Here is a 22,205-nt window from a genome sequence, read left to right as displayed (position 1 = left end):
CACCGGGTGGCAGTTCAGCGCGCCGGCTATGTCGACTGCTCGGGTGGTGCCTCCTTGCCGTTGGAGGGCCGGCGTCCGAGGCGGGGAGGTGTAGACCAGAAGGTCTCGGTGACGTGCCGTGGCGAGGGAGACCAGGTCGGGGTCAACTTGTTGCTCGAGCTCGGGGTCGTGACGGAAGCGGTCGTTTCGGAGTCGCCATACAACGGCCGGGCAGACCGAGCGCGCGGAGCGGACCATGATGAAGTGAAACGGGGTCGGAGCCGAGGCGACACGTTTGCGCCGTTGACGGGGAACTCCGCGGTCAAGCGGGGGGCGTCTGCACGAAGAAGACGTGGAGATCCGCCGTCTTCTCAGCGTCGCCCGGCCACGTGACCGTGCATCGGAGCTCGGTGTCCTCGTCGCTCGACGCCCACCGCACGAACTGCCGGTGCTCGCTCAGGGTTGTCCGGCCCTTGACGACAATCTTGGTGAGGCCCTTCTCGTTCACGAACATCACGATCGCCAGCTTTGAATCGCGCCAGGCCGCGTAGCGAAACAGCTGGTCGATGGTCTCACCGAAGCCCTTGCTTCCCGTCCATATCTTGCACTCGCCGATGAAGAGGTTCCGGCCATCGTGTTTGACCAACAAGTCGGTTTTGCCACGTACATTGAAGGCCTCAGCCGTGGTTTGGCCTCGATAGTGCGTGTTCAGCGCGAGAAGGAATATCTGGCGGCGGTCTTCCTCGCCCATGTGCACGTAGGTTCCGGGAGCACGTTCCATGTCGTGACCAACCGAACGGATGACGCCGAGAATGTGCGAGAAGACATCGTCCTGCAGTACCGGCTCCAGTGCGATAGGTACGGACGTCGTCGCGGGGAGGACAGGGGTCGGACGTCGGACAATCGCTTCCGAGATATACGCCTTGTTCACCTGACCATCGGGAGGGCCGATCGGCAATCCCGTCTGTTCGAGATGCGCGTAGTTCCTCTTCAGTCGCTCGCGTCGCGCAACGATCGCCGCCCGCGCTGTCGATTCGACCCTCGCGTTGTAAGGCTCGACGTCACGGCGAGCGAACGCCAGGTAGGTCTCCAGCTCTTGTGCGAGCCGCTCGGCATGCGACCTGATGTCCACCGGGGAGTCGGCTGGATACTCGACGACGTCGAACACCTCGCCCGGTCTGACCTGGGCATATGGAAGCATCGTCGACCATGAACCTGGCCGCAACTGGAAGATGTCTTCCTCACCGGTGAACGGGATGTGCACGGTAGTCCTGTAACCGTCGACATAGCTCGGCGTCGACGGATCCTCGATCCAGCGCGTCACGTGGTCCCACGACACGTCGACGGGCGTCTCCCTCAATGGGTCCATCCACATCTGGTCGAGGTGCAGTACAGGCACCTCAATCGACCAGCGGCTCACGAGGCTCGCTACCCACTCGTCCTCGTCGACCTTGAGGAAATGCTCTTCCGGGGCGGAGCCAACTTCATTGGCGACCATCTGTGACTGGGCCTTGAGCGTATCCCTCAGGTCGCCCCGGCTAAACAGTACGTCCTCGCGACTCCTCACCCAGACACCGTACTCGGAGTCCGTGACGGACCCCCGCGGTGCGGCGACGTCAGCGAACGCGGGAGGGCACTGGAATCAGCCGGGACGATCTTGCGACGGGCACGGCGCCGCGGACCCTGTCGCGAGCGTCACCGAGATCGCACGGCCAGATCAGACTCTCCGCGTCGCTACCGGTCCCTTCCCTCCGAGGCCTCAGAGCCAGAAGGCCTTCTAGCTGGACTAGGACGGTGCTTGGGTACGAACGATGTTGTGGATGCGCTGGGTCAAGGCGCGGACGTAGCGCTCCTGCCGTCGACCACCATCGGTGATGCCGTCATACAGGAGCGTTCTGACGCCGCTCTCGTCGGGTTCTGAGAGGCCAGAGGGGCGGCCGACGAAGCGGTCTCGGCGGTGCTCCAGGAAGAGGCAGGCCCGGAGGTCGTCGATGTCGTCGGGAAGTGTCCCGTCGGCTCGCCACCGCGCCGAGGCCTCGTTCATCGACTCGCCCCAAGCCTCGCCGAAGTGCCGATAGCCGTCGAACGTGTGGGCGAAGGACGCGATCTCGCCGAGGTCAGCATCAGGGCTGTCGGGGATGTCCTCGGCGTGCAGCTCGTCGGACGGGACCTCATCGGGCATGGGGGCAGCGTAGAAGACGGTGCCGAGCGGGTCTATGGGGAGGGGGCGGTCTTCGTCGACACCAGTCGCAGTGGCTGCAGCTGAACGGTGAAGTGCTCCGGGAATAGGTCAGCGAGGATCTCGGGCGTGACCCGGGCAAGTCCCGCTAGTTCATGGTCGTTGTAGCCGTGCTCGGTGCGGTGGATGCGGAGGACTTCCGGCCAGAGTTGTGGCCGTTCTAGCGGGATCGGGTCCGGCTCGATGGTGCGCCATTGGCGGGCGGAGAGCTGCTTGAAGAGACTGGCGTAGCGCTCGCGTGAGATCCGCTTCCGGTCGTGGGCGGCCCGGATGATCGCCTGGATCGAGACCCAGTAGGTGTTCTTTAGCCGCCGGGCATAGGCAAGCGTCAGTGCGTCCAGTGGCACAGAGGCGTCGAATTGGTCGGCGGGCAGCAAGAGCGCCGCGGCGAACGTGAACGCTTGCCGCTCCATCTCGGCCTCGTCGTGGGCGGGAAGCATCCGGTGCAGTACGGCATGACCGAGCTCGTGAGCCAGGCTGAGACGAACACGGTCCCCGGCGGTCTCGCGAGTATTGATCAGGAACCAGAGGCGCCCGTCGCGTGGCGTCGCGATGAAGGCGGCGGTTGCGTCGTCGGTGCCGAAGTCGACGCGGAGCACGAGGCCACCAGCGGCTTCGACGATCGCCGTGACGTTGTCGACTCTGCCCACCGGCAGGCGCCAGTCACGGCGCAACGCGGCCGCTGCAACTGCCGGCTCGTCGCCGGGGAAGTCGCCTGGCTCGGGGAACCGCAGCGGGGCGTCGAAGTCCACGCCGGCGTCGAGCAGTCGTTGAGCGATCAAGACGGCGGTATTCAGGCGCGCCTGAATCGAGACGACCAGGCGTACCGAGCGGATCGCCCGCTTCCGAAAGAGCGGTGCCGCTGCGGGCGCTCCGGGTTCGGAGAAGAACGATGCGGGGAACCGAAGGGCGCCTGCGAGCGCTTGAACCTCTTCCGGGGCGGGCTCGAGTTGTCCGGTCTCGATGCGACTCAGACGCGCCTGGGGGAGCTGTGCGCTTTTGGCCAGGGCCGTCTGGGTCATCTTGCGCAGTTCGCGCGCGAGACGCACCATGCGGAAGTTGACCGCGGGGGAGTTGGAGGCCATCTAGCCCTCCGTTGTGGATGCTCGGTCGCTGCCCTCGGCCGGAGCCTTGCGGGTCGAGCGGGCCTTCGGCTGCGGCATCTCGCGGACCGCGGGGGCGATCGCCTCGACCCCGGCCGGGACACGGAGCAGCTCCATCCCGACGGTGAGCGGCTTGCTGAGGGTCGGGTGCTTGACGATCAGCTTCGGCTCTCCAATGGCGCCGACGGAGACGAGGACCACCAGGTCAGCGTCGACGTCGATGCCAGCGTTCAGGGCGAGGTCCTGAAACCCGTCGAGAGCGTCTTGCAGGTACTTGCCGTCTGCGGGGTCCTTGTGCGGCGTGCGCTTGACGGTGAAGATGCCGCCCGGGAACTGGAAGACGTACTGCCCCTGATTGTGCTGCTCCTCCGTGCTCTTCACCAAGTAGCCCGTCGGCAGGTCTCCCCGCCGCCCGACGATCCCGTCGGCGACGTGCATCCAGCGCGCTCCGCCACTGATCCGACGCAGATGAGCGCGACGACCCAGCCGCGGAAAAGAGTCGGCGACCACCTGCGTCGAGGTCAGCTCTCGTGCTTCCTCGATGACCTCCCAGAGGATCGCCTGGATCGGCTGGAAGTGTCCGACGATTTCGTCCCTGGTGACCGGCTGCTTCCGCTGCCGCGTGCCAGATGAGGTGTGTGCATTCAGCATTCTCATTCAGTCTGGCAGATCGACAGGACGTCGTCCAGCAGCAGACTGAAGACATGCGGCCCGCATCCGCACTAAAGGACGCGGGCGATGTCCTTGGCGCCCCTGCCGGCGCGGACGTAGCCGTCGAGGGTGCGGCGGTCGCGGTGGCGGCGACGTCGGTGATCTGCTCGGTCCTGTGGCCGTCACGTGCGGCCTGGGTGGCGAAGCCGGACGCAGATCGCCGTCGTCGGCCAATACGCGCATCCGGACTCGCGACCGCGCGATCAGAACGTGAGACGACGATCAAAACCTGAGATTTCGGCGATCACCGGATGAGATTTCGCAGGGGGACCCCTCTCGGTCCCTCGTCTTCTCTGCGCTCGATAATCAATATTATGTGAACCTAGTGAAGGAGAATGCCTCCCTCCACGCAGGGCTCGGATGTCGATTCTCCGTCGATCGAGACGCTGCTCGCACGAACTGAGACTGCACCGCAAACCTCAGCCAGACCCGCTCTCGGATCACGTGACAACTCGTTCTCGCCAAACCGAGACGTCGTTCTTCGGATTCCAAGTGAGACGTCGTGCGCGTGACTCGAGCCCGACGCCAACCAGCGAGCTGACGTCGGGTCTGGTCTGGGTCTGCTCGAGCGAGTCTGCGCGCACCAGGATTCGATCAGCGACCCTGGCCGCTCGGCGCGAACCCGCCATGCGCCGCGCCCCCCTGCCGGCCCCGGACGGGGCCCAACGCGAGGCCAACCTGATCTGCGCGAGACGACACGGCGGTCCCGGTAGACCGGAGGCATGCGGATTCGTGGTCTCTCCCTCAGCGCCGCGGCCGCCGCGGCCGTCCTGGCTGGGTGTGGAACGGCGGGCGTCGCCGCCCACGACCAGACCACCGGCGCGGCGGTGACGTCCACCGGCTCGTCCCCGCCGGTGACCCGGGCCGTCGACGGCGTGACCGTGATCGCCGAGAAGCGCTACGACCAGGAGGTCAGCGGCGGCACCGTCCACCGGGAGCTGCGGCTCGTCGCCCGCGACCCGGCCTTGCTGGCCGCCGTCCGCCGCAACGACCGACCTGCGGCTCAGATCGAGGCCGACCGGCTTCAAGCCGGTCCCGGCCACATCAGCCGGATCCAGATCGTCCGGGGCGGGAAGACGTTCGTCGACGCCGGGGTGCCGTTCGTCGTCGACGGACCGCACGCGACGCTCCGCGCCGCCGCCGGCTCGGCGCTCGGCACGTTGACGGTGACGATCCAGGACGAGATCGGCGTCGTCCGCCTGATCCACCGGAACTACCCCGCCGACGTCGTGATCCGCGGCGCCGCCGGCCAGGTCCGGACGTCGCTGCCGGCGGCGCGCAACGCGCGGCTGCCGAGCGGCGCCGGAACGGTGACGATCGGCCCGCACCGCTACGCCGTCCGCTCGTTCTCGCGGCACGCGCTCAACGGCGAGGCCGTGACCATCTGGATCCTCGCGAGAGCGTGACCACCCTGTCCGCGTCGGCACCCCCGCCCCACCGCCGGCCGTCGTGGCGTCGGCGTCCGTGCCTGGAGCGGATCGGGATCGGGATCGCCGCGGGCTACCTCGTCACGCTCGTCGGGCTCGAGATCCTGCGGCGAACGGCCAGCTGGCCCGACCCGGATCTGCTCGCCTCGACGCCGTCGGGCGTCGCCCGGGGCGATCTCGAGGCGCTCCTGACCAGCGCGCTGGTCGTCGCCGGCGCCCCGCTCGCCCAGATCGTCGGCACCGCCGTGACCGCCGTGCTGGTGATCCGCCGGCTCGGCGCCCGCGTCTTCTGGGCCGCTGCGCTCGCCGCCCACGTCGGCGCGACGCTGATCGCCTACCTCGGCGTCGGCGTGCTCTGGTTCGTGGCCCGCGGCGACGTCGACCATGTCGTCGACCAACCGGACTACGGGATCTCCTGCGTCTGGGCCGGATCGGTCGGGGCGCTCCTCGCGGCGCATCTCGCCGAGCGGCACCCCTGGGTCCTGACCGCGGTCGCCGCCACGGTCGGGCTGGCGCTCGCGCTGGTCCCGCCGGCGGATGGCCTGGCCGCCGTCGAGCACGGACTGGCGTTCGTGCTCGGGGCGCTGACCGCCGGTCTGCTTGCCCGCCGTCGGATGACCCCTGCGAGCGTGGACATCGTCGACGTGTGACGTACACCGAGACGACGAATCGATATTCTGACTACCTGTGGATGGTGCAACCACCCCGTCGCGCCGACGCGTGACGGTGATCGCCCTTCTGCTGCTCGCTCTGACGGCCGCCACGGTCGCCGCGGTGACCTTCCCCTCGACCAGCGGGTCGCGGGCGGTCCCGGTCCGGTGCGGTCTGCCGGCCGCCAGCGGCAGCACGGACTTCACCGTCAGCGTCGGCTCGTCCTCCGAGCCGCTGCGTGCCCTCGTGCACGTCCCTGCGCGGCTGCGGGGCCGTCCGGCCCCGCTGATGCTGGCGTTCCACGGCGCCGGGGGCAGCGGCCCGTTCATGCGCGGCTATTCGTCGCTGGCCCGGCTCGCCGACCAGAAGGGCTTCGTCGTCGCCTTCCCGACCGCCCCGAGCGAACAGCGGACGTGGCAGCTGGTGGCCTCTGCGATGCCCGACCGCGACGACGTCGGTGCCGTCCGCGGTCTCCTCGACGCGATCGAGGATCGCGGCTGCATCGACCGTTCGCGGGTCTTCTCCGTCGGCGTCTCCAACGGCGGCGGCTTCACGGCCCGGCTCGGTTGCGAGCTGGCCGACCGGATCAGCGGGATCGTCGTCGTCGCCGGTGGCTTCTCCCAGCTGTCCGAGTGCGAGCCGACGCGACCGGTCTCGGTGCTGGAGATCCACGGGGACGCCGACCATGTCGTGCCGTACGGTGGCAAGCCGGACTCCGACCTCCGCGGCGCCGTTCGGCCGTGGCTGACGCAGTGGGCCAAGCGCGATGGCTGTTGGACCCAGCCCCGCCTGCTGCGGGCCTCGGCGGGCGTCCAGCGGATGCGCTGGACCAGCTGCAAGCGCGGGACCCGGGTGCAGCACATCGTCGTCGACGGAGGCCAGCACGCGTGGCCGGGAGCGACGCCGCGCGACCCCGGCCCGAGCCCGATCGACGCCGGCGCCGAGGCGTGGGCGTTCCTCTCGCAGCTCAAGCCGCGAAGCTGAGCTCCGCCGGGACGGGGCGCCGCCACGGCGCAGCCGGGTAGGAGATCTGGCCCTCGATCCGGAGCGTCGCAAGCGCCGTCCGCGGCAGTGCGCTCCCGCGTTCGTAGACCAGGTAGCGCGGCTGCCAGCGCGGGAAGAACTTGGCGTTGAAGCGGTAGAGGCTCTCGATCTGGAAGTACGGGTCGACTCGGCGGATGATCCGCGCCATCGCCCGCTCCCCCGCCCCCGCCGGGTCGTGCAGCCAGCGGGCGAACGCCGCGAAGTTCAGCGAGAGCTCGACGACACCGCGCTCCCCCAGCTGCTCGATCGCGCGCACGACCAGGAACTCGGTCAGCCCGTTGGGCGTGTCCGGGTCGCGTCGCATCGCGCTCAGCGACATCGCCGGGCGCCCGTAGGCCGGTACGAAGTGCAGGAAGCCCCGGATCCGCTGCTCGCGGTCGAAGCCGAGGACGACCAGCGAATCGGCGACGTGCTCGCCGTGGAGGCCGTCCATCGCCATCGAGAAGCCGCGCTCGGGGGCGCCGTCGCGCCAGCGGGCGCTGACCGCTTCGAGCTCGCCGAGCGTCGCCGCGGAGCACTCCCCCAGGCGTCGGACCTCGGCGCGGTAGCCCTCCCGCACCAGCCGGTTGACCGCCTGGCGGATCTTCTTCACCGGACGGCCCTCGAGCGAGAAGTCCGCGGTCGAGACCAGCGCCTCGTCCCCGAGGTAGAGCGTCCGCAGTCCAGCGTTTCGCGCGCGTGCGGCGAACGTCTCGCTGGCGCCGACCGCCGCGACCCGCAGCCCGCGCTGCTCGGCGAACCCGCGGACCCGGTCGAGCAGGCCAGGCAGGGCATCGTCCGGGCCGATCGGATCGCCGGACATGAGGAGGACCCCGTTCTCGATCCGGTAGCCGACCAGCGCCCTCCTGTCGGCCGACAGCAGCGTGCCGACGTCGGGCCGCAGCTTGAACGCACTGAGGGTGTCGTTGCCGTGCTCGTGGACCAGCTCGCGGACGAGCTGGCGGAGCGACGGAGACGGGGCCTCGACCGGCGCGCCCAGCGGCCGGAAGACGATCCAGGCCGCCGCCAACAGCGCCGTGCCGGCCAGCAGGCCGAGGCCGACCGGCAGCCAGCTGAACGCCTCCGTGACCCGCAGCGGACCGTGCCCTCCGCTGATCAGGTCCGCGACTTCGCGGACCAGGACCCCGGCCGACGGCTCGGGGCGGACCGACACAGCGGCGAGCAGGACCGTGACCGCCGCCAGCGTCGGTACGCCGACCGCGATCGTCGTCACCCGCCGCAGCGCGGCGCCGAGCGATCCGGCCGCGTGGCGGACGGCGAAGGCGCGGCGGCCGGCAATCAGGACCGCCGCCAGTGACCCGCTGATCGCGGCCTGGATGAGCTCCGGACCGTCGGCGAGCCGGAGCACGCTGAGCCCGATCAATACGCCGACGGTCAGCCACAGCGCCCGCCGACGTCGGCGGGCGAGGTAGGCCGAGAGCACGATCAGGGCGACCCCCGCCGGGAGCATCAGCGCATGCGTAGCGAGGACCAGCCCGTCCGGGGCCAGCCGTCCGATCCGCGCGAGACCGGCCGGGATCTCCGGGCTCAGCGCCGCGACGACGTTGGTCGCGCCGACTCCGGCGACGAGCGCCGCCGTCGCCAGCGGGAGCCTTGAGCGCAGGTGGGCCAGCGGGCGCACGGCGCATCACCCCCGGGATCGGGCCGGGCCGCGACGGTGCGGCACGTGGCGCGGCGGCCGCGTGAGGTGCCGCGGCGGTTGCTGGGACGAGCCGGACGCAGCGCGCGGCGGGTCCCCGTCCCCGGTCAGGCGTAGCGACGTGGTGCGGATCGGCTTCATGGCCCGATCCTGCGCCACGCTCGGCGGGCGATGGTGTGGGTGAGGTTGGGACCAGGTTGGGGTCTTGGGGCGGCGCGGGCCACGCTAACCGGACGCCAACGGAGCAGCAACATGGCGTCACCGGGGTCGGAGCACGGTGGCAGCATGACCTCGACCAGCGACCGCAGCGTCCGTACCGATCCGCGCGTCGTGCCCCCGGTCGTGACCGGGGAGGGCGACGCGCGCGCGCTGGCAGGGAGGGCCGCGCCGCCGCTGCTGCGGGGGGTCTCGTTCGTGCTGCCGTGCTTCGACGAGCAGGACAACGTCGCCGACGCCGTCCGCAACGCCGCCTCGGCGGCCGCGCTCTGCTGCCACGACTACGAGATCGTCGTCGTCGACGACGGCAGCAGCGACCGGACGGCTGCCGTCGCTGGGGGCCTCGCCGCCGCCGACCCGCACGTCCGGCTTGTCGTCCACGCCCGCAACCGTGGCTACGGCGACGCGCTGCGCTCGGGCATCACCGCCGCCCGGATGGACTGGGTCCTGCTGACCGACGCCGACCTCCAGTTCGACCTCCGCGAGCTGGAGGACTTCGTCCCCGTCACGCGAACCGCCGACGCGATCTGGGGCTGGCGGATCCTGCGCCAGGACAGCGCTCGGCGACGGGCCTCTGCCGCCGTCTGGAACCAGCTCGTCCGCCGGCTCTTCTCGCTCCCCGTCCGCGATGTCGACTGCGGCTTCAAGCTCGTCCGGCGGGACCTCCTGCAGGGCTTCGCTCTCCGCTCCAGTGGCGCGATGATCAGCACCGAGCTGGTCGTGCGCTGCCAGGCCGAGGGCGCGCGCGTCGCCGAGATCGGCGTCCACCACCGGCCCCGGGTCGCCGGCACGGAGACGGGCGGCAACCTGCGGGTGATCCTGCGGGCGCTGCACGAGCTGCTGGTGATGCGCGCCACGTTGCGGCAGCTCTCCCGGAACCGTCCGACGACGACCGTCGGGGCCTGAGGCGATGAGCGGCCCGACCGAGACCGTGGACGCGGCGCCGGAGGCGGGCGCACCGAACGCGGCCATCGGCAGCCCCCCGAGCGCCACCGCGCCGCCGCCGGCCCGCGAGGGTCCGGCGGCCCCGGCGCGCACCGCGGTTCCGTCGTCGGTCGTGCTCGCGCGAGTCGGCCTGGCCGCGATCGTCGTCCTCGCGGCGGTGCTCCGCTTCTACGCCTTCGACCGCGTCGCGGGGACGCCGTTCTACGACTCCGCGGTCCGCTCGATGGCCCTCTCGTGGCACAACTTCCTCTACGGAGCGCTCGAGCCGGGCGGCCAGGTCTCGATCGACAAGACCCCGGTTGACCTCTGGCTGCAGGTCGCGTCGACCAAGCTCTTCGGCTTCTCGAGCGTCAGCCTGCGTCTGCCGCAGGCGATCGCCGGAGTGCTCGCGGTGCCACTCCTCTACGACCTCGTCCGGCGCGGCTTCGGGCGACCGGCCGGACTCGCAGCCGCAGCGGCGCTTGTGGTCCTGCCGATCGCCGTCCTGACCGCCCGCTCGGACACGATGGACACGGTGATGGGCACGTTGCTGTTGCTCGCCGCCTGGCTGATCGTTCGCGCCCGGCCCGAGCGCCGGGCTCGGGCCGTCGTGCTCGCCGGTGCCGTCGCCGGACTGGCGTTCGAGGTCAAGCTGTTCCAGGCGATGATCGGCCTGCCGGCGTTGGCCGTGCTCGCCTGGCTGCTGCTCGACGGGACCCCGCAGCGACGGCTCCGCACGCTCGGCCTGGCGGGACTGGCGTTCACCGCCGTCGCCGCCGCCTGGGCAGTCGTCGCCTCGCTGCTGCCGGGCGCGCATCCGTTCCCGGTCGGCTCGACCGACGGCTCGATCGCCAACGTGCTGCTGGTCTACAACGGGCTCGACCGGATCGGCGGCCCTGCGAGCGGCGCCGCCGTGACCAACCTCGTCGCGCTGACCGATCCCGCCCACCACCAGCACCTGGTCGAGCTGATCGGCATCGAGCTGGTCGCGGCCCTGGTGCTCGGGGCGTTCGCGGTTGTCGCCGTGGTCCGCTTCGGTCGCTGGAACGACCCCGGGGAAGCCCAGCGCCGCCGGATCGCCGTCGCCGCCGCGCTCGCGACCTGGCTGCTGGCCGGGACCTTCGTCTTCAGCCTGATGGGCCAGCTGCGACCGCGCTACCTCGAGGCCTTCACCCCCGCCGTCGCCGGCGTGCTCGGCGTGGCGCTGGTGACCCTCGGTGGTCTGGCGCTGCGACGGCGGCGGGCCGCCCTGTCGTTGCTCGCCGCCGGCCTCATGGCCGGGATCGGCGTCCCGCTCCTGATGCAGGCGCACGGCACCGCGCTGGTGGTCTCGCTCGTGGCCGGGAGCGTCGCCGCGGGGCTGGCCATCCTGCTCGCCCTACGGCCGCCCGCGCTGCGCCAGCGACCGGTGACGTGGCTGGCGACCCTCTCCATCGGCCTGACCCTGGCCGCGATCCTCGCCAGCCCGCTGACCACCAGCGTCGGGCTGGTGCGCGACGGTAGGAGCGACTCGGGCGTCGCCGGCCGGATGTCGGCCTCGCGAGTCACGCTCCTCAGCCGCTACCTGCGGGCCCATCAGGGCACCGCACGCTACGAGGTCGCCAGTGCCGGGATCACGCTCGCGGCTCCGCTGATCGTCCGCGACGGCCGGCCGGTGCTGATGTTGGCCAGCCTCGCCGGGCGAGCCCTGGTGACCCCGGAGCGGTTGGCGGCGTTCGCACACCGCGGCGAGGTCCGCTACGTCCTGATGGTCCGCGGCCGGACGACGGTGCCCGCGGTCCGCTGGGTCCGCCAGCACGGCGTCGACGTCAGCCGCGAGGCCGGCGTGCCCACGGGCATGCTCGACCGGATCGGATGACCGATGCCCGCCACCGAGTGCTGTCGCTCACCACCCCCGGGCCCGGCCGGCTCGGCACGGCCCCGAAGACGCCCGATCCAGTGGTCACCGTACGCCACGCCGGGCGACTTCCAGCGATCCTGGCCCCCGACACCGACGGAGTCGCGCGGTAGCGTGCGCGTCATGGCCACGGAGACCCTGGACATCCTCGTCGTCGACGACGAGTCCGCGCTCCGCGAGCAGATCAAGCGCCTGTTCGAGCGCGACGGGCACCGGGTGATGGCGGTCGGCGACGGGCGGTCGGCGATCGACCGGGCCAGCACCGACCCGTTCGACATCGTCCTGCTCGACGTCGCGCTCGGGGCCGGCCCCGACGGCTACGAGGTCTGCCGGACCCTCCGCTCCCGTCGCAACGTCGTCCCGATCATCATGCTGACCGCGCTCGACTCCGAGGCCGACGCGGTCCTCGGCCTCGAGGCCGGGGCCGACGACTACGTGACCAAGCCGTTCGGCCCGGCCGAGCTGCGCAGCCGGATCCGAGCGGTGCTGCGCCGGGCCGGCAGCCGCGCGATCGGCGACGACGTGCTGCGGGTCGGGCCGCTGGTGCTCGACCGCGGACGCCGGACGGTGACCGTCGACGGCCGTCCCGCCCAGCTGACCTTCTCCGAGTTCGAGCTGCTCCAGGAGCTGATGACGCAACCGGGCGAGCTGCGCAACCGGCAGGAGCTGCTGCGAGCGATCTGGGGCGACAACGCCTACCGCGACCCGCGCGGGATCGACGTCCACGTGCGGCACCTACGGGAGAAGCTCGAGGCCCTCCCCGAGCAGCCCGAGCTGCTGCTGACCGTGCGCGGCGTCGGCTACCGCCTGCAGGCGCCGTGAACCGGATCACCGGCCTCCGCGGCCGCCTGACGGTCGCGCTGCTCGCGGTCAGCGCCCTGACCCTGGCGGTGACCGCGGTCCTGCTGCTGGCGCCGCTCGACCGCCAGCTGCGCGACGACACGCTGACCTCGCTGCGGCAGACGGCGCGGACCGCGAAGCCGATGTTCGCCGCGGTCGACGCCGAGGGCACCGCCGCGCGGAACCGCGAGTTCCGGGTCCAAGCGATCGTGCTGCGGCGGCGGACCAAGGCCGACGTGCTCGTCTCCCGGCCGGACGGGACGGTGCTCGTGTCGACGGACATCGACCGCCGCGGGCCGACGACCGACGCCGTCCGCGCGATCGGTGAGCGGCGTACGGTCAGCGGCACGATCTCCGACGAGGACGGCCAAGCCGCCCAGGTGACGGTGCCGTTCCGGACCGCCGACGACCAGCAGTACGCGCTGACCCTGCGGCGCTCGTTGAGCGGGGTCGACGCCGCCCAGCGGGTCGTTCGCCGCGCGCTGCTCGTCGCCGGGCTGATCGCGCTGGTCGTCGCGCTGCTGGCCGGGCTCGCGCTCGCCGGACGGCTGGTCCGGCGGATCACCGCGCTGCGCGACACCACCCTGCGGGTCGCGGAGCTGGGACCGATCGCGGAGATTCACGCCGACGACACCCGCGACGAGATCGGTGACCTGACCCGCGCCTTCGCGGACATGCAGCAGCAGCTGCGCGACCAGGAGGAGGCCCGGCGGACGTTCGTCGCGACAGCCTCGCACGAGCTGCGGACCCCCCTGGCCTCGTTGCTGCTGATGCTGCACGCCGCGACCGAGGACCTCGAACGCTCCGGACCCGATCTCGCCGACGCCCGCCAGCAGCTGGAGAAGGCGATCCAGCAGGCCGGGCGCCTGACGGAGCTGTCGTCGACCCTGCTGGATCTCAGCCGGCTCGACGCGGGGCTCCCGCTGCGGTCGGAGCTGGTCGAGCTGACCGAGCTGGCCCGCTCCGTCGTCGCCGAGCTGACGCTGCGCGCGGCTGAGCGCGGGACCCCGATCCGGCTCTCCGGCACGGAGCCGGTCTGGGTCGTCGCCGACCCCAGCAGTGTCGCCCAGGTCGTCCGGATCCTGATCGACAACGCGCTCCGCCACGCCGGGCCGGCGGGACCGATCGACGTCGAGGTCTCCGCCGACGGCCAGCGCCCGCGGTTGGTCGTCCGCGACCACGGGCGCGGCGTCGACCCGGCCGACGCCGCGCAGGTCTTCGAGCGCTTCCGCCGGGGCGCTTCCGCCGGCTCCGAAGCAGGATCGGGACTCGGGTTGGCGATCGGACGCGAGCTCGCGCGTCGGATGGGCGGCGAGCTGCGGCTCGACCCGGACGGTCCCGGAGCGCGGTTCGTGCTCGAACTGGTCGCCGCACCAGCGACCGACGCTGGCGATGCCTGACCCCCGCTCGGCGCCCCGCTCGGCGGCAGGCGTGCTGCCAGGCCGATCCCCTGCCGGGCAGGGCCGACGACGCTAACCCGACCCCAACCCGCCCACTGCCGCAGCCAATCCCGCCCGGCGCAGGATAGGGACATGCTCGAAGCCGAACACCGCGCGATGCTCGCCAACGACGAGCGCCACTGGTGGTACCGCGGGCGCCGTCGGGTGCTCGACGGCGTTCTCGACGGACTCACCCTGCCCCCGGACGCGAAGCTGCTCGACGCCGGCTGCGGCTCGGGCCGGATGCTCGACGAGCTGGCCCGCTACGGATGCCCGAGCGGCGTCGACCTGAGCGACGAAGCCGTCGCCGTCGCCCGCCTCCGTGGCCACGACGACGTGCGGGTCGCCGCGGTCGAGCGACTGCCGTTCGTCGACGGCACGTTCGACGTCGTCACCTGCCTCGACGTGATCGAGCACACGCCGGACGACCGTCGGAGCCTCGCCGAGCTGCGGCGGGTGACCGCGGTCGGCGGCCACCTGCTGGTGACCGTGCCCGCCTACCCCTCGCTGTGGTCGCACCACGACGTGGTCAACCGCCACTACCGTCGCTACCGCCGCGCCAGCCTGCTCGAGGCCGCCACGATCGCCGGCTGGTCCCCGGTCCGCGCGACCTACTTCAACAGCCTGCTGCTCGTGCCCGCCGCGCTCGTACGTCTGACCGTCGACCGGCGGCCCGCCGCCGACGATCGGTCGGACCTCGACCGGACCCCGGCCGGGCTCGACGCCCTGCTCGAGTTGCCGCTGCGGTTCGAGGCCCTGCTCGTCCGCCACGGCGTGCGGCTGCCGGCCGGGCTCTCGCTGCTGGCGCTGCTCCGGAACCTGCGAGCGGCCCCTACCTCGCCCGAGACGGCTCCGCGAACCGGCTCCCGGCCGGAGGCCGATGACCACGAGCGTCAGGCCGCGCTCACGGGACGCTGACGACGGTCGCCGCCCCGTCGGCGAGCCAGAGGTGGCCGGGGTCGGCCGGATCCCGCCGCAGCGGCTCGCCGTTGCCGACCGCGAGCGCGTCGCGGCGGACGCGCCAGCCGAGCCGCGAGGCCAGCAGAGCGGCGAGACGGGCCTCGGCCCGCTCGGAGAAGCCGAACAGCGTCGGCCCGACCCCGCAGCCGTCGACGTGGTCGAGGTGAACCGTCCCGAGCACGACGCTCCCGAGCCCCGGATCGGCGAAGCGATCGGTCGCGGTCGGCGCGTAGACCCGGACGTGGAGGTCGGTCCCGTTCGCGTCGCAGGGACTCTTGAGGCCGCGGTCACCGTCGAAGCGCAGCAGGCCGCTCCCGGCGGTGCGGTAGCCGAGGTAGCGGGATGTCCCGCGTCGAACGAGACCGATCCGGCGCAGGCCTGCCTTGACCTTGGCGACCGTGGCCGCGCCCGAGAAGACCACCGACAGCGGCCAGTCCCGTCCGTCGCGGCGCAGGCTCGGGTCGCCGTCCTCGACGAAGAACGCCGGGCCGCGGTCGGAGAGCCGGTGCAGTCGCGGCGGCCGCGACGCGGTGAACGCGGCCGACCGCGCCTCGTCCTCCCCACTCGCCGTCGGAGCGCCCCGGAGGGTCGTCCAGCGATCGATCCGCGAATCGGGTCCGGGCTGGACCGCGACCAACCTCCGGTGGCGCAGATCGACGTCGATCAGCAGGTCGCGGAGCACGCGGGCGTGCATCCGGACCGGCCCGTCGCCGGCGGGCTGCGGCAGCTCCGCCGAGACGTCGCGGCGCGCGGGGCGCAGGTCGGCGAGGACCGTCACGATCGCTCGCCCGACACCACGCTCCCGCAGCCGCAGGCGTGAGCGACCGACCAGCCCGGCGAGCGGCTCGCGGATCGTCGACCTGGCCACGATCCGGTCGACGGCCAGGCGGGTCGCCGAGAGCGCCAGCGGCGGCGGCGTCCTCCGGCGCGGCTCGATCTCGGCGGACGCCGAGCCGGCCTCGCCGACGTGCACGTCGAAGGCGGCGACGCGGACCGCCGCTGACCCGCCGGCGGCGCGGGCGAAGAGCTCGATCCGGTGGGCTCCGGTCCCGGTCGCGACGAGCCGGGGCATGAAGCGGACGACGAGGGTCCGCGGGCAGCGCTGGTCGGGGCAGTCCGCGACCCGGACGTCACGGACGCGTCCGTCGATCCGCACGAGCACCCGCTCGACGCCGCGGGCGCCATCTGCGGGGTCGGCCCGCACGATCGCGGTCAGCGTGGCGTCCCGGGTCAGGTAGGCGATGTCGTCGGCCCCGTCGTCGCCGCGGATCGTGCGGGCCGCGTAGAGCGGTCCCGAGACGACGGCGCGGAGTGCCGGATCGGCGGCGGGATCGGGCCCGCCGAGCTCCAGGATCGCCCAGGTCACCGCCAACACCGCGAGCACGGCCGCGAGTGCGAGCAGCGCGAGCACGGCGTTCGGGCGCGCGGGCATCGGCAGGGATACAACCGCGGGCGACGAGCCGCTGTCAAACCGAGCGCAGCCGCCTCCCCAGCCGACCACTCAGGTGGCGGGCACCAGCCGGCTCTCGCTCGCGACCAGCCGCAGGCCGGCGATCCCCGCTGCGGCGAACGCGAGCACGTGGGCGACGACCAGCGCCGGGGTCACGCCGAGTGGTTCGCCGAAGGCGAGGAAGCCGATCAGGATCGCGACGACGCCGGTCGCCGCGGTCATCATCACGATCACGGGCACCACCGGGCCGATCTGGAGGCCCCGCTGGAAGCAGGCGAATCCGCCGACGCCGAGCACGAGGTAGACCATCAGCCACGGGCTCGCCAGCGCGCTGAGCAGCCCACCGTGGGCGACCACGGCCAGCGCCTTGGTCGCGGCGTCTCCCGCGCCGTAGAGGATCCCTCCGGCGGCTCCGAGCGCGACCGCCCGGCGACGCGACCGCGGCAGCAGCACGATCAGCCCGGCGACCACGGCCGCGGCGCCGACGGCGACCGTCAGGGCGATCGTCGGGATTGCCCCGACCGCCGACGGTGCGGCCCCGATCGCGAGCGTGGCCAGCGCGCCGATCAGGCCGGCGACGGCCCAGGCGTCGCGGCGCCCGAGCCGCTGGCGGAAGGCCCACGCTGCGGCCGGCACCGTCAGCACCAGGCCGCCGACCGCGAACGCCTGCACGAGCGTCAGCGGCGCACCGTAGAGGGCGGCCCCGTGGCCGACCGAGCCGACGATCCCCAGCAGCGCGCCGGCCCCCCACCACGGCGAGCGCAGGAGACCCGAGAGCGTCAGGACCGGCCGCCGGACGTCTATCTCGGGAGCCGAGCTCGAGCCCGCGTGCTGCATCAGATACGAGGCGTTGAGCGCCACCGACGCGATCACCGCGAGCAGGAGTCCGAAGACCATGACCGTACGCTCGTGGACCCTCGACGCACGTGGGTGAGCGTCAGGTTGGGGCGAGGTTGCTTCCACCCGCGCTCGCAGACGGGGTCGCCCGCCCCCACCCCGGCGACTACAGGTCCCGCAGCTCCTCGACGGCCGGCCGCCGGAGCGCGCGGAGCGTGATCGTTCCCGCGGCGCCGACCGCGACCACGACCAACGCGACCGCCCCGGCGAGGTAGCCCCACGGCACCGCCAACACGTCCGGCGGCGGGTCGAAGACGCCGGTCAGGACCTTGACCAGCATCTGCGAGAGCCCGAAGGCCGCCGCGGCCCCGAGGACGAGGCCGGCGCCGGTGACGAAGATCGACTCGCTCCAGACGAACGCTCCGATCTGGTGGCGGCGCGCCCCCAGCGCGGTCGCGATCGCGAAGGTCCGCCGGCGCTCGCGGAAGCCGAGACCGAGCACCAACCCGCTGGCCGCGACGGCCAGGACCAGTGCGAAGCCGAGCTCGACCTTGGTCAGCCCGGACAGCTCGACCGCGGTCAGGTTCGAGCCGACGACGTTGCGCTGGTCGACGATGTCGGTGACCTGGGCCGACGTGCCGAGCGTCGCCCGCAGCCGCTTGGCGACCGTCGCCGGGCTGGTGCCGTCGGTCTGGACCAGGAACGTCCCGACCGCGTCGTTGCCGGTCGCCCGCGCGACGTAGCCGGCGTTGGCGACGAAGAACGAGTCCTTCGGCGCGGTCGGGAACTCCTTCGCGACCCCGGCATAGTGGAACGGCACCGCACGGAACTGCTTGGTCTGGCTGTCCTGCAACCGCAGCCGAACGAGGTCGCCGGGCTGCAGCTGGAAGTCGTGGACGGTCTCGGCCGAGACCAGCAGGCTGTCCGGCCGCTGCTGGAGTCGCTGCATCAGCCCCTTGGCGGTCCCGCCCGCGAACCACCCGTTCTGGAGCTTGCCCGCGTGGGCGATCGTCGACGGCCGCACGCCGTAGAGGTCCTGGAGGTCGGCGCCGACGTAGGCGAAGCGGTGCTGGAGCGGCTCGACGCTGCCGACCCCGGGCACCGCCGAGAGCCGACCGCCTCCAGCCGGTCCGACGTGCACGCCCGGGGACTCGACCACGCTGACGTCGGCCCCGTTGGTGAGCCGGGCATCGGCCTCGGCCTGCTGCTGGTATGTCGCGTTGAAGACCGCCGTCGAGCCGGCGAACGCCGCGGTCAGCGCCAGCAACGTGGCCGCACGGGCCAGCAGCGGGTGCTGACGGCCCATCGTCGCGGCGACGGTCGGCCCGAGCGGTCCGGCTCCCCGTCGCAGCAACCGCGCCAGCGGCCGGCGACCGCGCACGAGGACCAGATCGACGATCCGGTAGACGAGCAGCCCGCCGCCGATCCAAGCCAGCGCCGGGGCGAGCAGCGCGTACCAGTTGACGGACACCTGCGGCACGCCTTCCGGGGCCAGGACCAGCTGGTAGCCGTTCGCCGAGGCTTGCCAGAAGACCAGTCCGGCGCCGATCAGCGCCATGACGTCGAGCCCGTAGCGGGCCCACCACGGTCCGCGGTCGCGGCGCCCGAGCTGGCGCCGCTGGCCGACGACGGTCAGGCTGCGGGCGTCCCGCCAGGCGGGCAGGGCGATCGCCGTGGCGGCGATCGCCAGCCCGACGACCGCCGCGCCGAGCGCCCAGGCCACCGCTGCTACGGCTCCCGCCCCGAAGCTGCCGGTGCCGAAGGCGATCTGCCCCGTCACCAGCGCGGCGCCAAGTCCGAGCACGACGCCGAGCCCACCGGCCAGCCCTGCCTCCGCCAGCGCGATCCCGACCAGCCGCCGGGTCGTCGCGCCGCGTGTCCGCAGGAGGGCCGCGTCCCGCCGCCGACGGTCGGCCCCGACCGCAGCGATCGACGCCGTCAGGAGGCCGGCCAGGACCGCCCCGGGCAAGCCGAGGAAGAGGAACAGCAGCTGCGCGTAGAGCGCGTCGCCGCGGGCCTGGTCGAGCGCCGCACCAAGGTTGTCGCCGACCAGGCCCGCGCCGGCCAGGCGCGTCTCGAGGTTGCGCGCGTGCCCCGAGACCGACGTGAAGGCGGCGTCAGGACTGGCCGGCAGGGCGTGGTCCAGGGCCACGTGGATCTGGGTGTGCCCGAGGTCGGGCCGAGCTCGGACCAGCGGCCCCTCGGTCTGCGCGAAGACTGCCGCGGGCAGCAGGATCACGTTGTCCGGGGGCGCCTGCGGCTGTGAGCCGACCGGGGCCCCGACCCGCTGGAAGAGCGCGTCGGCCGACGGCAGGTCGACGACGCCCGCGACCTTCACGCGAGCCGGAGCGAGGCCGGCGCGACCGATCTCGATCGTCTCCCCCGGCCGAGCGTGGAGGTTCGCCGCCGTCTGCTGAGCGAGCAGCACGCCGTCGGCGCCTCCCGCCAGGACCCGCAGCTGCTTCGGGAACGCCTTCACGTAGCCCGCGGGCAACCCGAGCACCTGTCCGGGGCCGGTCCCCTGAACCGATCCTCCGGTCGTGGCCCGCAGCCCGGTCGTATCGGCGAAGCCGACCGGCAACGCCCGCCGCACGCCCGGATCACGCTGGACCTGGCCCAGGACGCCAGCGGGCGAGGCGACCGCGCCGCTCGCGCCGCTGCTCGCGACCTGGACCTGCCAGTCGACGGCGACCCGGGAGACGGCACGATCGGTCATCGACGAGGTCGTGGCCGAGAGGAAGCTGCCGATCGACGCCAGCAGCGCCACGGCGACCATCACCCCGGCGACCGTCGCCAGCAGTCGTCCGCGGCGGTGCGCGACGAGCCCCCGCAACCAGGTCAGCCAGAGCATGCGATCTCCTCGGTCATCAGGCGACCGTCGGCGAGCCGCCAGCGGTCGGTCAGGCGCTCGGCGACCGTCGGATCATGGGTCGCCACGACCAGCGCCGCGTCGGAGCGCTCGGCGGCGTGCAGGAGGGCGTCGACGACGAGCGCACCGTGGAAGCGATCGAGTTGCCCGGTCGGCTCGTCGGCCAGGATCAGCCGCGGCTCGCCGATCAGCGCCCGCGCGACCGCGACCCGCTGGGCCTGCCCGCCCGAGATCTCCTCCGGCAGCTTGTCGGCCAGATCCGCCAGCCCGAGGCCGTCGAGCACGGCGAGCGCCCGCCGGCGGGCCTTGTCGTCGGCGACGTCGGCCAGCACCAACGGCAGCGCGACGTTCTCGGCCACGGTCAGCGGCGGCAGCAGGCTCGGCCCCTGGAAGACCGCGGCGACCGGGCCCGGGCGGAGGGCCTGACGGTCGCCGATCCCGGGCCACGCGACGGATCCGGAGGTCGGTGCGTCGAGCCCGCCGATCAGGTGCAGGAGCGTCGACTTCCCGGAGCCCGAGGGACCGACCAGCGCCACGTGCGCCCCGGCCACGACCTCGCAGTCGGCGGGCTGGAGCGCGACCGTCGCCGCCGCGCCGGTCCCGTAGGTCCGGGCCGCACCGACGCAGCGCACGAGGATCTCGGCGCTCATGACTCGACCTGCCCGTCGCGCAGGCGGATCTCGCGGTCGGCGGCCGAGGCGGTCTGCGGATCGTGGGTCACGACCAGGACCGCGCTGCCGGCGGCGGCGCGCTCGCGGAGCAGGTCGAGGACGCTGCCGGCGGTGACCGCGTCGAGCTCGCCGGTCGGCTCGTCGGCGAGCACCAGCGGCGGATCGGCGACCAGCGCGACCGCCAGGCCAGCGCGGGCCAGCTCGCCTCCCGAGAGCTGTCCCGGCAACGCGCGCGACCGCGACCCGATCCCGCAGCGCTCGAGCAGCTCGCGGCGGACCGGCGCGTCCCGGCCGCGGCCGGCGAGTCCCTGGGCGAGGGCGACGTTGTCTGCCAGCGAGAGATGCCCGACGAGGTTGGTCTGCTGGAAGAGGACGCCGATCCGGCGGCCGCGGATCGCGGCACGCTCGCGCTCCGATCGTCGCGAGAGCCGCTCGCCAGCGACGTGGACCACGCCACCGTCCGGCTCGTCGAGTCCGGCCAGGCAGCTCAGGAGCGTCGACTTGCCCGACCCGGACGGCCCGGTGACGGCGACGACCTCACCCGCATCGACGCGCAACGAGACGCCGCGCAGCGCGAGCGTCTCGTCGTCGCCGGCGTGGAAGAAGCGGTAGAGGCTGTCGGCCTCCAGCAGCGCGCTCATCGGGTCCACCGCAGCGAGTCGGTGACGATCCGCCAAGGATCGACGTTGTCGGCGCCCTTCGGCCCGCTCAGCGTCAGCGTGACCCGCTGGCCGCCGTGGAAGAAGACGTACCGCTCGACGGCGTCGGTCCGTGCCTTGCCGGTCACCGGATCCTGCGGACCTCTCGCCGTGTAGGCGATCCGGACCGCGTTGCCGCCCTTGCGGGAGACGGTCGAGACGGTGCCCGCGGCGAAGCCGGCGTTGGCCCTGGCCAACCGCGGGAGCTCGCTGCTGCGGGCGGCGGTGACGGTCAGCGGGCCGGACGCGGGGGCCGCGGCGGTCGCGATCGCGTTGAGCTTGTCGCTGAACCGGACCGTCCCGCCGCTCGTCGTCCGCGACCAGCCCTCCGGGACCTTGACCGCGTAGCCGCCGCCGGGCGGAGCGTAGGCGACGTAGGCCTGGTTGTCGGGGATGTCGCCGGCCGGACTGACCTCCTTGCCGTTCGGGTTGACGGCGGTCTGCCCGCCGCCGGACGGCCCGCCCGACGACGAGGACGACCCGCAGCCGGTGGCGGCGAGCGTCAGCCCACCGACGCCGACCACCAGCAGCACGCGGGCGCGGTGGCGGAACCCGTTCCGGGGGTGAACCGAACCGGTGGCGTGGAGGCGTTGAGACGACATGCCGTCGAA

19 protein-coding genes are annotated in these 22,205 nt (G+C 72.7%); 8 read left to right on the top strand and 11 right to left on the bottom strand.

Going from position 1 to position 22,205, the window contains the following annotated elements; translation table 11 throughout:
* Positions 1-301: 301 nt before the first annotated feature.
* From ACVUH9_RS05310 to ACVUH9_RS05295, 4 genes are all read right to left on the bottom strand, one after another.
* Positions 302-1,546 (bottom strand): hypothetical protein, encoded by a 1,245-nt coding sequence (locus tag ACVUH9_RS05310; RefSeq protein ID WP_475754654.1) that lies wholly within the window; start codon positions 1,544-1,546, stop codon positions 302-304.
* 219 nt (positions 1,547-1,765) lie between these two features.
* Positions 1,766-2,161 (bottom strand): hypothetical protein, encoded by a 396-nt coding sequence (locus ACVUH9_RS05305; protein ID WP_475754652.1) that lies wholly within the window; start codon positions 2,159-2,161, stop codon positions 1,766-1,768.
* A gap of 32 nt (positions 2,162-2,193) precedes the next feature.
* Positions 2,194-3,303, bottom strand: a complete 1,110-nt coding sequence (locus ACVUH9_RS05300) for an XRE family transcriptional regulator (RefSeq protein WP_475754650.1) — start codon at positions 3,301-3,303, stop codon at positions 2,194-2,196.
* The gene (locus ACVUH9_RS05295; protein WP_475754648.1) at positions 3,304-3,972 is read right to left on the bottom strand and encodes a hypothetical protein; all 669 of its coding nucleotides are present in this window, start codon (positions 3,970-3,972) and stop codon (positions 3,304-3,306) included. It abuts the gene before it with no gap.
* A gap of 782 nt (positions 3,973-4,754) precedes the next feature.
* On the opposite strand from ACVUH9_RS05295, the gene ACVUH9_RS05290 reads away from it, so the two are divergent.
* The 3 genes from ACVUH9_RS05290 (at position 4,755) to ACVUH9_RS05280 (ending at position 7,094) form a co-directional block, all read left to right on the top strand.
* Positions 4,755-5,438, top strand: a complete 684-nt coding sequence (locus tag ACVUH9_RS05290; RefSeq protein WP_475754646.1) for a hypothetical protein — start codon at positions 4,755-4,757, stop codon at positions 5,436-5,438.
* Complete coding sequence (locus tag ACVUH9_RS05285; RefSeq protein ID WP_475754644.1) at positions 5,435-6,109, top strand: hypothetical protein; 675 nt, start codon at positions 5,435-5,437, stop codon at positions 6,107-6,109. The genes ACVUH9_RS05290 and ACVUH9_RS05285 overlap by 4 nt, the downstream gene beginning before the upstream one ends.
* Before the next feature lie 76 nt (positions 6,110-6,185).
* On the top strand, positions 6,186-7,094 hold the full coding sequence (locus ACVUH9_RS05280) for a CE1 family esterase (protein WP_475754642.1): 909 nt from the start codon (positions 6,186-6,188) through the stop codon (positions 7,092-7,094).
* Here the strand turns inward: ACVUH9_RS05280 and ACVUH9_RS05275 are convergent.
* Positions 7,078-8,775, bottom strand: a complete 1,698-nt coding sequence (locus ACVUH9_RS05275) for a bifunctional lysylphosphatidylglycerol flippase/synthetase MprF (RefSeq protein WP_475754640.1) — start codon at positions 8,773-8,775, stop codon at positions 7,078-7,080. The two genes, ACVUH9_RS05280 and ACVUH9_RS05275, sit on opposite strands and share 17 nt — an antisense overlap.
* A gap of 303 nt (positions 8,776-9,078) precedes the next feature.
* Here ACVUH9_RS05275 and ACVUH9_RS05270 point away from each other — a divergent pair, with 303 nt between their 5' ends.
* The 5 genes from ACVUH9_RS05270 (at position 9,079) to ACVUH9_RS05250 (ending at position 15,027) form a co-directional block, all read left to right on the top strand.
* Positions 9,079-9,915: a glycosyltransferase family 2 protein gene (locus ACVUH9_RS05270; RefSeq protein ID WP_475754639.1), complete on the top strand. Its 837-nt coding sequence runs from the start codon at positions 9,079-9,081 to the stop codon at positions 9,913-9,915.
* 4 nt (positions 9,916-9,919) lie between these two features.
* Complete coding sequence (locus tag ACVUH9_RS05265; protein WP_475754637.1) at positions 9,920-11,791, top strand: glycosyltransferase family 39 protein; 1,872 nt, start codon at positions 9,920-9,922, stop codon at positions 11,789-11,791.
* 162 nt (positions 11,792-11,953) lie between these two features.
* The gene (locus ACVUH9_RS05260) at positions 11,954-12,652 is read left to right on the top strand and encodes a response regulator transcription factor (RefSeq protein WP_475754635.1); all 699 of its coding nucleotides are present in this window, start codon (positions 11,954-11,956) and stop codon (positions 12,650-12,652) included.
* Positions 12,649-14,070, top strand: coding sequence for a HAMP domain-containing sensor histidine kinase (locus ACVUH9_RS05255; RefSeq protein WP_475754633.1), 1,422 nt, complete (start codon positions 12,649-12,651; stop codon positions 14,068-14,070). Before ACVUH9_RS05260 ends, ACVUH9_RS05255 begins: the two co-directional genes overlap by 4 nt.
* 132 nt (positions 14,071-14,202) lie before the next feature.
* The gene (locus tag ACVUH9_RS05250; protein WP_475754631.1) at positions 14,203-15,027 is read left to right on the top strand and encodes a class I SAM-dependent methyltransferase; all 825 of its coding nucleotides are present in this window, start codon (positions 14,203-14,205) and stop codon (positions 15,025-15,027) included.
* Here the strand turns inward: ACVUH9_RS05250 and ACVUH9_RS05245 are convergent.
* From ACVUH9_RS05245 to ACVUH9_RS05220, 6 genes are all read right to left on the bottom strand, one after another.
* Entirely contained in the window at positions 15,014-16,501 is a 1,488-nt protein-coding gene (locus ACVUH9_RS05245) for a hypothetical protein (RefSeq protein WP_475754629.1), read from the bottom strand. The genes ACVUH9_RS05250 and ACVUH9_RS05245 overlap by 14 nt on opposite strands.
* A 69-nt stretch (positions 16,502-16,570) precedes the next feature.
* On the bottom strand, positions 16,571-17,416 hold the full coding sequence (locus ACVUH9_RS05240; protein WP_475754627.1) for a DMT family transporter: 846 nt from the start codon (positions 17,414-17,416) through the stop codon (positions 16,571-16,573).
* Positions 17,417-17,522: 106 nt separating this feature from the next.
* Complete coding sequence (locus ACVUH9_RS05235; RefSeq protein ID WP_475754625.1) at positions 17,523-20,207, bottom strand: ABC transporter permease; 2,685 nt, start codon at positions 20,205-20,207, stop codon at positions 17,523-17,525.
* Positions 20,195-20,875, bottom strand: a complete 681-nt coding sequence (locus ACVUH9_RS05230; protein WP_475754623.1) for an ABC transporter ATP-binding protein — start codon at positions 20,873-20,875, stop codon at positions 20,195-20,197. The genes ACVUH9_RS05235 and ACVUH9_RS05230 overlap by 13 nt, the downstream gene beginning before the upstream one ends.
* Entirely contained in the window at positions 20,872-21,537 is a 666-nt protein-coding gene (locus ACVUH9_RS05225) for an ABC transporter ATP-binding protein (protein ID WP_475754621.1), read from the bottom strand. The genes ACVUH9_RS05230 and ACVUH9_RS05225 overlap by 4 nt, the downstream gene beginning before the upstream one ends.
* Positions 21,534-22,196: a hypothetical protein gene (locus ACVUH9_RS05220; RefSeq protein WP_475754619.1), complete on the bottom strand. Its 663-nt coding sequence runs from the start codon at positions 22,194-22,196 to the stop codon at positions 21,534-21,536. Before ACVUH9_RS05220 ends, ACVUH9_RS05225 begins: the two co-directional genes overlap by 4 nt.
* Between the last annotated feature and the right edge of the window lie 9 nt (positions 22,197-22,205).

This window comes from Patulibacter ginsengiterrae, assembly GCF_056269115.1.
This window is presented reverse-complemented; position numbering and strand designations above follow the sequence as displayed.

What these genes read in the sequence shown, in the direction of transcription:
- ACVUH9_RS05305 (WP_475754652.1), bottom strand. Translation starts at nt 2,161, where the DNA reads ATGCCCGATGAGGTCCCGTCCGACGAGCTGCACGCCGAGGACATCCCC.
- ACVUH9_RS05300 (WP_475754650.1), bottom strand. Translation starts at nt 3,303, where the DNA reads ATGGCCTCCAACTCCCCCGCGGTCAACTTCCGCATGGTGCGTCTCGCG.
- ACVUH9_RS05295 (WP_475754648.1), bottom strand. Translation starts at nt 3,972, where the DNA reads ATGCTGAATGCACACACCTCATCTGGCACGCGGCAGCGGAAGCAGCCG.
- ACVUH9_RS05290 (WP_475754646.1), top strand. Translation starts at nt 4,755, where the DNA reads ATGCGGATTCGTGGTCTCTCCCTCAGCGCCGCGGCCGCCGCGGCCGTC.
- ACVUH9_RS05270 (WP_475754639.1), top strand. Translation starts at nt 9,079, where the DNA reads ATGACCTCGACCAGCGACCGCAGCGTCCGTACCGATCCGCGCGTCGTG.
- ACVUH9_RS05265 (WP_475754637.1), top strand. Translation starts at nt 9,920, where the DNA reads ATGAGCGGCCCGACCGAGACCGTGGACGCGGCGCCGGAGGCGGGCGCA.
- ACVUH9_RS05260 (WP_475754635.1), top strand. Translation starts at nt 11,954, where the DNA reads ATGGCCACGGAGACCCTGGACATCCTCGTCGTCGACGACGAGTCCGCG.
- ACVUH9_RS05250 (WP_475754631.1), top strand. Translation starts at nt 14,203, where the DNA reads ATGCTCGAAGCCGAACACCGCGCGATGCTCGCCAACGACGAGCGCCAC.
- ACVUH9_RS05245 (WP_475754629.1), bottom strand. Translation starts at nt 16,501, where the DNA reads ATGCCCGCGCGCCCGAACGCCGTGCTCGCGCTGCTCGCACTCGCGGCC.
- ACVUH9_RS05240 (WP_475754627.1), bottom strand. Translation starts at nt 17,416, where the DNA reads ATGGTCTTCGGACTCCTGCTCGCGGTGATCGCGTCGGTGGCGCTCAAC.
- ACVUH9_RS05235 (WP_475754625.1), bottom strand. Translation starts at nt 20,207, where the DNA reads ATGCTCTGGCTGACCTGGTTGCGGGGGCTCGTCGCGCACCGCCGCGGA.
- ACVUH9_RS05230 (WP_475754623.1), bottom strand. Translation starts at nt 20,875, where the DNA reads ATGAGCGCCGAGATCCTCGTGCGCTGCGTCGGTGCGGCCCGGACCTAC.
- ACVUH9_RS05225 (WP_475754621.1), bottom strand. Translation starts at nt 21,537, where the DNA reads ATGAGCGCGCTGCTGGAGGCCGACAGCCTCTACCGCTTCTTCCACGCC.
- ACVUH9_RS05220 (WP_475754619.1), bottom strand. Translation starts at nt 22,196, where the DNA reads ATGTCGTCTCAACGCCTCCACGCCACCGGTTCGGTTCACCCCCGGAAC.